14 protein-coding genes and 1 pseudogene are annotated in these 11,027 nt (G+C 61.4%); 13 read left to right on the forward strand and 2 right to left on the reverse strand.

All coding sequences use genetic code 11. The features are described 5' to 3' along the window. The 4 genes from PK789_RS10650 to PK789_RS10665 all read left to right on the forward strand — a co-directional run. On the forward strand, positions 1 to 174 hold a 174-nt coding region (locus PK789_RS10650; protein WP_324308746.1), incomplete at its 5' end, for an RNA polymerase sigma factor. After that, positions 171 to 614 carry a hypothetical protein gene (locus PK789_RS10655; RefSeq protein ID WP_324308728.1) on the forward strand — a complete coding sequence of 148 codons (444 nt, stop codon included), beginning with the start codon at positions 171 to 173 and terminating at the stop codon, positions 612 to 614. The genes PK789_RS10650 and PK789_RS10655, both read left to right, overlap by 4 nt. Positions 615 to 636: 22 nt before the next feature. Beyond that, on the forward strand, positions 637 to 1,677 hold the full coding sequence (locus PK789_RS10660) for a class I SAM-dependent methyltransferase (protein ID WP_324308729.1): 1,041 nt from the start codon (positions 637 to 639) through the stop codon (positions 1,675 to 1,677). After that, positions 1,674 to 2,372 carry a pseudouridine synthase gene (locus PK789_RS10665; RefSeq protein ID WP_324308730.1) on the forward strand — a complete coding sequence of 233 codons (699 nt, stop codon included), beginning with the start codon at positions 1,674 to 1,676 and terminating at the stop codon, positions 2,370 to 2,372. The genes PK789_RS10660 and PK789_RS10665 overlap by 4 nt, the downstream gene beginning before the upstream one ends. On the opposite strand, the gene PK789_RS10670 is transcribed toward PK789_RS10665, so the two are convergent. Further along, entirely contained in the window at positions 2,361 to 2,912 is a 552-nt protein-coding gene (locus tag PK789_RS10670) for a DUF1415 domain-containing protein (RefSeq protein ID WP_324308748.1), read from the reverse strand. The two genes, PK789_RS10665 and PK789_RS10670, sit on opposite strands and share 12 nt — an antisense overlap. 8 nt (positions 2,913 to 2,920) lie before the next feature. Continuing rightward, entirely contained in the window at positions 2,921 to 3,403 is a 483-nt protein-coding gene (locus PK789_RS10675) for a YajQ family cyclic di-GMP-binding protein (RefSeq protein ID WP_223626166.1), read from the reverse strand. Between the two features lie 49 nt (positions 3,404 to 3,452). On the opposite strand from PK789_RS10675, the gene PK789_RS10680 reads away from it, so the two are divergent. The 9 genes and pseudogenes from PK789_RS10680 to PK789_RS10720 form a co-directional block, all read left to right on the forward strand. Then, entirely contained in the window at positions 3,453 to 4,346 is an 894-nt protein-coding gene (locus PK789_RS10680) for a DMT family transporter (RefSeq protein WP_324308732.1), read from the forward strand. A gap of 173 nt (positions 4,347 to 4,519) precedes the next feature. Next, positions 4,520 to 5,899: a dihydrolipoyllysine-residue acetyltransferase gene (gene aceF, locus PK789_RS10685; RefSeq protein WP_324308734.1), complete on the forward strand. Its 1,380-nt coding sequence runs from the start codon at positions 4,520 to 4,522 to the stop codon at positions 5,897 to 5,899. A gap of 11 nt (positions 5,900 to 5,910) precedes the next feature. Then, positions 5,911 to 7,722, forward strand: a complete 1,812-nt coding sequence (lpdA, locus tag PK789_RS10690; protein ID WP_324308736.1) for a dihydrolipoyl dehydrogenase — start codon at positions 5,911 to 5,913, stop codon at positions 7,720 to 7,722. 252 nt (positions 7,723 to 7,974) lie between these two features. Next, on the forward strand, positions 7,975 to 8,370 hold the full coding sequence (locus PK789_RS10695) for a hypothetical protein (protein WP_324308738.1): 396 nt from the start codon (positions 7,975 to 7,977) through the stop codon (positions 8,368 to 8,370). 11 nt (positions 8,371 to 8,381) lie between these two features. Further along, complete coding sequence (atpB, locus tag PK789_RS10700; RefSeq protein WP_324308749.1) at positions 8,382 to 9,221, forward strand: F0F1 ATP synthase subunit A; 840 nt, start codon at positions 8,382 to 8,384, stop codon at positions 9,219 to 9,221. Positions 9,222 to 9,303: 82 nt separating this feature from the next. After that, entirely contained in the window at positions 9,304 to 9,582 is a 279-nt protein-coding gene (atpE, locus tag PK789_RS10705) for a F0F1 ATP synthase subunit C (RefSeq protein ID WP_324308740.1), read from the forward strand. A 131-nt stretch (positions 9,583 to 9,713) separates the two neighbouring features. Then, entirely contained in the window at positions 9,714 to 10,184 is a 471-nt protein-coding gene (locus PK789_RS10710; RefSeq protein ID WP_324308742.1) for a F0F1 ATP synthase subunit B, read from the forward strand. A gap of 9 nt (positions 10,185 to 10,193) precedes the next feature. After that, positions 10,194 to 10,721 carry a F0F1 ATP synthase subunit delta gene (locus PK789_RS10715; protein WP_324308744.1) on the forward strand — a complete coding sequence of 176 codons (528 nt, stop codon included), beginning with the start codon at positions 10,194 to 10,196 and terminating at the stop codon, positions 10,719 to 10,721. Positions 10,722 to 10,803: 82 nt separating this feature from the next. Then, positions 10,804 to 11,027 (forward strand): annotated as a pseudogene (locus tag PK789_RS10720) (F0F1 ATP synthase subunit alpha); the annotation flags it as partial.

The raw sequence follows: 11,027 nt of genomic DNA on the forward strand, positions 1-11,027 counted from the left end.
CGCTTATCGCCGCAGCAACGCCTGTTGTTGACGCTGTACCATCTGGAAGAGTTGTCGATTGGCGAGATCGCCACCATCACCGGCTTGGCCGAGGGGACGATCAAAAGTCACTTGTTTCGTAGCCGCAACAAACTGCGCGAATTACTGGCCCCGCGCATCGGAGTCGCCGCATGAACACGCATCAGCATCCACAACATTCAGATCAGCAACACATCGACGAACGACGTTGGCAAGCGCAAGAAAAGGCGCGGCGTGGCGATGTGGATGCCGACCCGGTAGAGCTGCGTATCGCCCAAGCCTTGCGCCATGCGCCAGCGGTACACCTGCCTGCGGATTTTGCGGCGCGGCTGGCGGCGCAGGTGCAAGCGCAGGCAGCCACCAATATGCGGCTAGAGCAGTATCTATTGCGCGGGTTGGTGCTGGTCTTCGCGGCGGGCACGGCGGTGGTCACCGCGTGGTATGGGCGCGGCTGGGCGGCGGCGCTGGCAGGTAGTCTGCCGGGCGGTAGCGCTGCGGCCGGGTGGTGTGGGCTTGCGCTGGGCTGTCTGCTGCTCAATTGGGGCTCTGGCGTATTGCGGCAGCGGGTTGGCGGGCATCTGCGGCCACTTGTTTGAGGCGGCCCGTTAAACTGCACGGATGAATGCTGCCCATCGCGATACCGCCCTAGACGCCCTGCTGTACCCGTTCGCCCAAGGCTTGCTGCACTGGCCGGAGGCTGCCTTGTTTCTGCGCGCGCGCGCCGGGGCCGGTGGCCATGGGCGACATTTCATCGCCACCCAGCCGTTCAAGCCGGAAGTCGATCGCTTGCAGCGTGCGGGCATCGACATCCTCGACGAAGACACGCTGCCAGCGGCAGCGTTCCCGCTGGTTTTAGTATTGCCGCCGCGCCAGCGTGAAGAAGCGCGCGCGCTGCTGGCAACTGCGTGCAAAGCGGTGGCACCGGGCGGCGTGGTGGTGGTGGCGGTGAGCAATGACGAGGGTGCCAAAACCCGCGAGACCGAATTGAAGCAACTCGCCACAACGGTGAGCACGCTCAGTAAATTTCACTGTCGGGTGTTTTGGACGGCGGCCAATGCAACGCTGAACACCGACGTGATTGCGCAATGGGCACGGCTGGATGCCCCGCGTGTGCAAGCCTGTGCAGATGTGCCCGCTGGAAGTTTTCACACCCGCCCGGGGGTGTTTGCATGGGATCGCATCGATGCCGCATCACGGCTCTTGGTCGAAGCCTTGCCGAGCAATTTGCAAGGGCGGGTGGCGGATTTTGGTGCGGGCTGGGGGTATTTGTCGCAGCAAGTGTTGGGGCGTTGCCCGCAGGTTACTGCGCTGGATGTGTTCGAGGCCGATGCGCGCGCGCTGGCCTTGGCGCAGTGTAATTTGGCCGATGCCAAGGTACCGGTGACGTATCACTGGCAAGACGTGGCCGCCGGTGTGGCCGGGCGGTTTGATGCCATCGTCTGCAACCCGCCGTTCCATGCGCTGGGGCGTGGCGATCGTCCGGATATCGGGCGTGCGTTTATCGCCGCTGCCAGCACCGCGCTGCGCGCAGGTGGGCGCTTGTGGCTGGTCGCCAATCGCCATCTTCCCTATGAAGAAGCACTGGGCAGCGGGTTTGCGCAGGTGCGCACAGTGGCGCAACAAGGCGGCTTCAAAATTGTCGAAGCGGTGAAGGCATGAAGCTGCTCAAGCACATCGCCAATTTGGGCTATGGCAGCCGTAAAGATGTGCAGTGGCTCTTTCGCGAAGGCCGCATCACCGATGCCGATGGCGAGGTGTTGTATGCCGATGACCCGGTGCTGCACGACAGCGTGCGTCTTGATGGTGCGCCGCTAGACCCGCCACCGGGCATGTTGTTGTTGCTCAACAAGCCCACCGGTGTCACCTGTTCAAGCAAAGACACCGGGCGCATCGTGTACGACTTATTCCCGCCGCGTTACAGCCTGCGCAGCCCCGTGTTGTCCACGGTGGGGCGCTTGGATCGCGAGACCTCCGGCCTGCTGCTGCTGACCGACGACGGGCAGTTATTGCACCGCATTATTTCCCCCAAATCCAAATTGCCGAAGGTGTATCTGGCGCAGTTGGCCGAAGATCTGCGTGGTGATGAGGCGGCGCTATTTGCCAGTGGCAGATTGCTGCTGGAAGGCGAAAAAACTCCGCTACTGCCCGCCGAATTGGACGTGGTGGATGCCCGCACCGCCCGCTTGACCCTGCATGAAGGCCGCTACCATCAGGTGCGACGGATGTTCGCGGCGGTGGGCAACCATGTGGCCGCGTTGCACCGTGAACGCATCGGTGGTTTGACCTTGGGCGCGCTAGCGCAGGGCGAATGGCGGATGCTGGGTGATGCGGAGCGCACCGCGCTATTTGTTTAGCAAGGCGGCAAACCCTTCCGCACCCAATGCCTGCATCGTCTTGATATTGCGCTCGATGATGCTATCCGGCTCCGGATAGGCCGCGACCGCACGTGCCACGCTGTCTTCGCGCAGCAGATGCAAACACGGGTAGGGCGCGCGATTGGTCAGGTTTTCGGCATCGTCCGGTGCGGTGCCGGCGAACTGATAATCGGGGTGAAAACTTGCCACTTGCAGCACGCCTTCAAGCTGCAAGGCGTCCACCAAGCCATCGGCAGCGTCGAGAAAATCGTTGTAATCCAGAAAATCGCCCAGCACCTGCGGATGCACCAATAACGTAGTGTCGGTTTGCGTAGCTGGGGTGTCGCGCAGCAGGACGAGTTCTTCGCCCAATTGCTCCAGCAAGGCGGATGCCGTGCTGGCATCGCTGATCACAATGCGTACCTGCGCTTTGGCGTACACCGCTTTGGCAAATGGGCATAGATTCAGCCCGATCACCGCCCGCTCCAGCCAGCGGCGGATGTCTGCTTCGACCTGTGCGTCTGTCGGTGTGGCGGCGATGTGCATGCTCAATCGCGGAAGTTGTCGAACTGCAACGGCAGCTCAAATTCCTGCCCTCGCAGCAGCGCCATCGCCGCCTGCAAGTCGTCGCGCTTCTTGCCGGTCACGCGTAGCTTGTCGCCATTGATTTGCGAATCGACTTTCAGTTTGGCGTCCTTGAGCGCGGCCTGGATTTTCTTCGCCAATTCGCGTTCGATGCCTTGCTTCACGGTGATCTTCTGGCGTGCGCCGGCAAGGTTGGTGTCGATGTCGCCAAACTCCAGGCAACGCACGTCGATTTTTCGCGCAATCAAGCGTGCACGCAGGATGTCGGTCATCTGCTGCAATTGGAAATCACTGGGCGCGGACTGGGTGATGACGTTGTCCTCGCGCAGGAATTTGGCATCCACGCCTTTGAAGTCAAAGCGCGTGGTCAGCTCGCGGCTGGCTTGATCCACCGCATTGGTGAGCTCGTGGGTATCTACTTCAGAAATGATGTCGAAGGAAGGCATGGCATTGGACAGGGGTGACGAAACCGGAAGGGTACCGCATGCTGACGGCATGACCGAGCCCAACCATGCACCCCATTCCCGCGCCGTTTGGCTGATGCTGGCGGCGGTGGGCCTGTTTGCGTTGATGGATGCCGGCTTGAAATTGCTGTCGGCGCATTACCTGCCGTTCCAAGTGGCGACATTGCGCGGGGTGGCCTCGCTGCCGTTGGTGCTGGTGTGGGCGTTGTTCACGCAGGGATGGCGGCCGCTGCTGCGGGTGCGTTGGCCCTTGCATCTGCTGCGCGGGGTGCTGGGCGTGGGCATGATGGCCAGCTTTGTGTATGCGCTGAAGCGGCTGCCACTGTCCACCGCCTATTCGATCTTCTTTGTTGCCCCGTTGCTGATCACTGCGCTATCGGTCCCGATCCTGGGCGAACAGGTGGGCCCACGGCGGTGGGCGGCAATTGTCGTTGGGTTGCTGGGCGTGTTGGTGGTGCTGCGGCCGACCGGCGCCGGGATGATGTCCTTGGCCGGGTTGGCGGTGTTGTTGGCGGCGGTGGGGTATGCGGTGTCGGCGATCACCGTGCGGGTGCTGGCGCGCACGGATTCCAATCAGGCCATGGTGGTCTGGCTCTTGGCCTTGATGGCGCTGGGGGCGGGCAGTTTGGCGTGGCCCGGCTGGCAGCCATTGCAGGCCGAGCATACATGGATCGTGGCCGGCATTGGCGTGGTGGGCACGCTGGGCCAATACGCCATTACCGAGGCCTTCCGCCATGGTGAGGCCTCGCTGATTGCGCCGCTGGAATATTCCGCACTGGTCTGGGGTGTGGCGCTGGATCTGGCGCTGTGGGGTGTATTGCCGGATGGCGTGACGTGGCTGGGGGCCGCCATCATCATTGGCAGCGGCCTGTATTTGCTGCATCGCGAAAAAGCAAAAGTACATTTTGAAGCCGAGCACCCATAATTAACCCGGGTATATATAAGGATTTTCCGCGCTATTTCACAGCATTTCGTTTGAATACGCGCAAAAAAAAATAAAAACCCGGATTAAATATAAAATTTCGCGAAGTGGTGTTTGTTCCTGTCATCGGAATATGGCAACGTGGCGGCTTCCCAGTAGATCCCCGGAGCCCGGCCATGGCCGAATTGAAGGAAGCCCGCGTCCCCGATATCGGTGGACATGGCGATGTCCCTGTTATCGAAATTTTGGTCAAACCCGGCGATAGCGTGACCCAAGATCAAGGTTTGGTGACCTTGGAGTCGGATAAGGCGACCATGGAAGTGCCCGCACCGTTTGCCGGCATCATCAAAGAACTCAAGGTCAAACTGGGCGATACCGTGTCGGAAGGTGCGCTGGTGGCGATCATCGAGGTCACCACCAGCGCCGCTGCTGCGCCTGCGGCAGTTGCCGCGCCCGTCGATCCTGTGCCGGCTGCCGCACCGGCCAAGCCCGCCACGGCAGCGGCACCCGCGCCAGCGGTCGTGGAAAGTGGCGCACCAGTGCCTGCACGCGCGCCCATCGCCGAGCCGGGCCAGTCTGGCATCCCGCCGATGCGGTTTGACGCCGATGCAGTGCTACCCAATAAAGTGCCGTATGCCAGCCCGGCGGTGCGCCTGTTTGCGCGCGAATTGGGTGTGGATTTGGCCCAGGTCACAGGCTCCGCACGCGGCGGCCGGATTGGCAAAGAGGACGTGCAAAGCTTCGTCAAGGCGGCGCTGGCCGGTGGCGCGGTGGCGGCTGCGGCCCCTGCCAGTGGTGGTGGCAATGGCTTGAATCTACTGCCGTGGCCGAAGGTGGATTTCGCCAAATTTGGTGGCATCGAAAGCAAGCCGCTGTCGCGGATCCAGAAAATTTCCGGCGCCAATCTTGCGCGCAATTGGGCGATGATTCCGCACGTCACCCAGTTCGACGAAGCCGATATCACTGCGCTGGAAGACCTGCGCGTGAGCTTCAACAACGAGAATGCAAAAGCGATTGCGGCAGGCAAGGGCAGCAAGCTGACCATGCTCGCCTTCTTGATCAAGGCGTGCGTGGCGGTGTTGCAGAAATACCCCACCTTCAATGCCTCGCTGGATGGCGACAACCTTATCCTTAAGCAGTATTTCCACATCGGCTTCGCCGCCGATACGCCGAATGGTTTGGTGGTGCCGGTGCTGCGCGATGCCGATCAAAAAGGCGTGGCGCAAATCGCCCGCGAGATGGGCGAGCTGGCCGCATTGGCGCGCGACGGCAAACTCAAGCCCGAACAGATGCAGGGTGGCTGCTTCACCATCAGTTCGCTGGGCGGGATTGGTGGCACCAAGTTCACCCCGATCATCAATGCGCCGGAAGTGGCAATCCTTGGCGTGTCCAAGTCTGAAATTAAGCCGGTGTGGAATGGCGAGAAGTTCAAGCCACGCCTCATGCTGCCGTTGTCGTTGAGCTATGACCACCGGGTGATCGACGGCGCGGCTGCCGCACGTTTCACTAGCTATCTGGGACAACTGCTGGCCGACTTGCGTCGGGCCATGCTGTAAGGAGAAGGCGCATGGCAGACATCGAAAGCAAGGTGCCCGATATCGGCAGCCACGACGGCGTGCCGGTGATCGAGTTGTTGGTGGCGGTTGGCGATAGCGTGAAAAAAGACCAGGGCCTAGTGACGCTGGAGTCGGACAAAGCCACGATGGAAGTGCCGGCGGTGGCCGATGGCGTGATCAAGGCGCTGAAGGTGAAGCTGGGCGATAGCGTGTCGGAAGGTGCAGTGATCGCGGTGATTGACGCTGTGCTCCCCTCTCCCTCCGGGAGAGGGGCCGGGGGTGAGGGTGCGAAAGTCGAGATGCCAGCACCGCCAGCTTCTCCCCCATCCCGACCCTCACCCCAACCCCTCTCCCGGGGGGAGAGGGGCTCAGAGCCAGCGCCTCAAGCCGCATCCGGCAAGCCGGCTGATATCGAATGTCAGATGGTCGTCATCGGTGCCGGCCCCGGCGGCTATACCGCCGCGTTCCGCAGCGCCGACCTTGGCCTCGATACCGTCCTGATCGAGCGTTATGCGACCCTCGGCGGCGTCTGTCTCAACGTCGGCTGCATTCCCTCCAAGGCGCTGCTGCACGCGGCGGATGTGATCGAGCAAGCCAGTCACGCCAGCGACTACGGCGTCGATTTCGGCAAGCCCAAGATCAGCATTGATAAATTGCGTGGCTACAAGGACAACGTGGTCGGCCAGCTCACCAAGGGCTTGGCTGGCATGGCCAAGCAGCGCAAGGTGCGGGTGGTGCAGGGTTTGGCTAAATTTATCTCGGCCAACGAGCTGGAAATCGCCGGCAGCGATGGCAAGACCCAGCTGCTGCGCTTTGCCCACTGCATCATCGCGGCGGGCAGCCAGCCGGTGAAACTGCCGGCGTTCCCGTGGGACGACCCGCGCATCATGGATTCCACCGACGCGCTGAACCTGGCCGAGGTGCCGAAGAAGCTCCTCGTCGTCGGTGGCGGCATCATCGGGCTGGAAATGGCGACGGTGTACCGCGCGCTGGGTGCGGAAGTGACCGTGGTCGAGTTCATGTCGCAGCTGATGCCGGGTGCCGACGCGGATCTTGTCAAACCGCTGGCGGATCGCCTGAAAAAGCAGGGCGTGGCGGTGCATCTGAAGACGAAAGTCGTCGATGCCAAGGCGCAGAAAAACGGGATTGTCTGTGCGTTTGAAGGCGAATCCATCCCCGATGGCAAGCTGTATGACCGCGTGCTGGTCTCAGTGGGACGCAGCGCCAACGGCGGCAAGCTGGATGCAGACAAGGCCGGTGTCGCGGTGGGCGAGCGCGGGCTGATTCCCGTGGATGCACAGATGCGCACCAATGTGCCGCACATCTTCGCCATTGGTGATTTGGTCGGCCAGCCGATGCTGGCGCACAAGGCCACCCACGAGGGCAAGCTGGCGGCGGAAGTGGCAGCGGGCGAGAAGAAGGAATGGGTGGCGCGGGTCATTCCCAGCGTGGCCTACACCGACCCGGAAATCGCTTGGGTGGGTGTGACCGAAACCGAAGCCAAGGCCAAGGGCTTGAAGGTCGGCGTTGGCAAGTTCCCATGGGCGGCGTCCGGGCGTGCCATTGGTTTGGCGCGTACCGAAGGCTTCACCAAACTCGTTTTCGATGAAGACAGCCACCGCGTGATCGGTGGCGGCATTGTCGGCGTGCACGCCGGTGAGCTGATTTCCGAAGTCGCGCTGGCGATTGAAATGGGCTGCGAAGTCCACGACATCGGTCACACCATCCACCCGCACCCGACCTTGGGCGAATCGGTGGGAATGGCGGCCGAGGTGTACGACGGCAGCATTACCGACCTGTACATCCCTAAAAAGAAGGGCTGATGTCGAAAAAAGGAAGCCCCGGTCGGGGATGGACCGGGGCTTCAGCATGCCCGCCGGGAATCGGACGAGGAAGGGACGGGCACGCGGGAATTGGGACAGCGGCCAGCCGGAAGAGTTCCCTCGCGATTCGAATCTTTTGGCGGTTGCTGCGAACAAAGAGCGCCTGCTATAATTTGGGGGCTTGGCGGGGCGGTTTTGTGTTGACCGCCCTGATATTGCGCCAAACCTTTTGATTTTGTTAGGAATGTTCGCGTGCTGAATTCCACCGGCGCGGGCTGGCGAGTGGCGCTGCGGGTGGTGGGCTTTCAAGCCATTGCTGTGCTGGCGGCCTCTGCGGTCTGTTTGATCAGCGGGCCACGTATTGCCTTGGCGGTGCTGGCCGGGGGCGGTGCGCTGGTACTGGGGAGCTTGGTGGCTGCTTGGGGGGCGTTCTCGGGTGGTTTGGCGAGTGCGGGCATGGCGCTAGGGCGCCTGTTGTTGGGAATGGCGGCAAAGTGGTTGGTGGTCATCGTGGGTTTGTATTTGACGATGGCGGTGTGGCGGCTGCCGGCGGTGCCGGCGCTGGCCGGGGCGGCGCTTGCTGCGGCGGCATTTGTGGTTTCGATGAGATTCGTGGCGCAGCGTAGTACGACGAGGATGAACGCGTGATCTTGGAAGCAATGGGGCTTGCACCCGAAAGTGGCGAAGGTGGCGATGGCCTGACCGGCTATATCGTTCACCATTTGACCCACAACACCAAGCAGTTTGCGTTTGGCACTGTTCATATGGACTCGTGGATCGTGGCGCTGGCGCTGGGTCTGCTGTCCTGCCTGTGGCTGTGGTACTACGCCCGCAAAGCCACCTCGGGCGTACCGGGCAAGGGTCAGGCCTTTGTCGAGCTGGTGGTCGAATTTGTCGATTCCCAAGTCAAAGACACCTTCCATGGTGATCGTCGCTTCATTGCGCCGTTGGCGCTGACCATCTTTGTGTGGGTGGTGTTTATGAACACCATGGACTTGCTGCCGCTGGATATCCCCAGTGCTGCCGTGCAGGCGGTGGCGGGTACCGAAGTGATGCATCACACCTATCTGCGTTGGGTGCCCACCGCGGACGTCAACACCACGTTTGCGATGTCGATCACCGTGTTCTTGCTGATCATTTATTACTCGATCAAGGCCAAGGGCGGTTGGGGCTTCACCAAAGAGCTGTTCACCGCGCCGTTCCACGCCGAGGGTATGGTTGCCAAAATCGTGCTGGCGATTCCCAACCTGTTCTTGAACTTGGTGGAATACTTGTCCAAGCCGGTCAGTCTGGGCATGCGGCTGTTCGGCAATATGTACGCCGGCGAGCTGGTGTTCATGCTGATTGCAGGCCTGTTCGCCTCGTGGGTCACCTTCATCCCGGGCGTGATTTTCAACTCGGTATGGGCGATCTTCCACATCCTGATCATCCTGCTGCAAGCCTTCATCTTCATGGTGCTCACCGTCGTCTATCTGGCGATGGCGCACGAGCATCACTAAGTTTGCTTCACCGTTTTCGTTCTAACCATTGCCTGTCCCACCCTTTTCTTTTCACCGCAAGCAAGTAAACCGGAGATCCACCATGGAAGCACTCGCCAACGTTCAGGCCTTCACCGCCATTGCTATTGGCATCATCGTCGGCCTGGGTGCGCTCGGCGCCGCCCTTGGCATTGGCGTGATGGGCAGCAAGTTCCTTGAAGCCGCTGCACGTCAGCCGGAACTGGTGCCGATGCTGCAAGGCCGTATGTTCCTGCTGGCCGGCCTGATCGATGCCGCGTTCCTGATCGGCGTGGGCGTGGCGATGATGTTCGCGTTCGCCAACCCGCTGCTGGCTGCCGTCAAGGCTGTCGCAGGCGCCTGATCGCGCTGAGTCAACGCTGGCCGGTGGCGATGCCGCCGCCTGCCAGTGGCAACAACGCGCCGCGGCATGTCGCCGTGGCGCAGCCTTGAGAAGTCCGTGCAGACGGACTTGTTCAATCCGCAGGTCATGACATGAATCCGAATATCACCCTGCTGGGCCAGATGATTAGTTTTGCGTTCCTCATCTGGTTCACTGTCAAGTTCATTTGGCCGCCGCTGATGCAGGCGATCGAAGAGCGCCAGCAGAAAATCGCCGAAGGCCTTGCTGCCGCCGACAACGCCCAGAAAAACTTGGCGCAGGCGCAGGACAAGGTTGCCGAAGAGCTCAAGGCCGCGCGTGGCAAGGCCAATGAGATCATCGAGCAAGCCCATCAGCGCGCCAACCAGTTGATCGACGCTGCCAAGGCCGACGCGATTGCCGAAGGTAATCGTCAAAAGGCATTGGCGGAGGCCGAGATTGAAGCTGCCGCCACCCGTGCCAAGGAAGATCTGCGCAAGCAGGTGTCGGCGCTGGCGGTGTCGGGTGCCGAGAAGTTGCTCCAGCGTGAAATCGACGCCAACGCCCACAAAGCGTTGATCGACGATCTGGCTGCGCAGCTGTAAGGGGCCACGATGAGTCAGGCCCTGACCCTTGCCCGTCCTTATGCCCGCGCGGCGTTTGCGATCGCGCGCGATGCCGGTGTGCTGCCTGCGTGGTCGAATGCCTTGGCATTTGCCGCACACGTTGCGGCTGACCCGCACGTTGCCGGGCTATTGGGTAACCCCAAATTGACCCGCAATGACACCGTCACCTTGTTGGCACCCGAAGGGGCCAGCGAATCGGTAGCGGATTTTCTTGCCTTGTTATTCGACAACCGCCGGCTGGCGCTATTGCCGGAAATCGCCGGCATGTTCGATGCGCTGCGCTTTGAAGCAGAACGTACGGTGAAGGCCAAGGTCACCTCGGCGGTGGTTCTGCCGCAGGCCGAGCTGGACACGATCACGGCCGCGCTGAAACGTCGCTTCGGCCGTGAGGTTGAAGTCGAGACCGCAGTCGATGCCAGTTTGATCGGTGGCGCAGTGATCGACGCCGGCGATGTTGTCATCGATGGTTCGTTGAAAGGCAAGCTGGGTCGTTTGCAAGCGGCTTTGGCAAATTGAATTGATAGGGCGGGTCGTGACCCGCCGCTTCCACATCGAAACGTAAACGGCGGGTTGCAAGCCCGCTCTACAGGAAACCAAGATGGCCACCACCACGCTCAACCCGTCCGAAATCAGCGAACTGATCAAGACCCGCATCGAGAAGGTCAAGCTCGCCGCCGAAGCGCGTAACGAAGGCACCGTGACCTCGGTGTCCGACGGCATCGTGCGCATCCACGGCTTGGCCGATGTGATGCAGGGCGAAATGATCGAGTTGCCCAACAATACCTTCGCGCTGGCGCTGAACCTGGAGCGCGACTCGGTGGG

This window comes from Thermomonas sp., assembly GCF_035369645.1.
Taxonomy (GTDB): domain Bacteria; phylum Pseudomonadota; class Gammaproteobacteria; order Xanthomonadales; family Xanthomonadaceae; genus Thermomonas.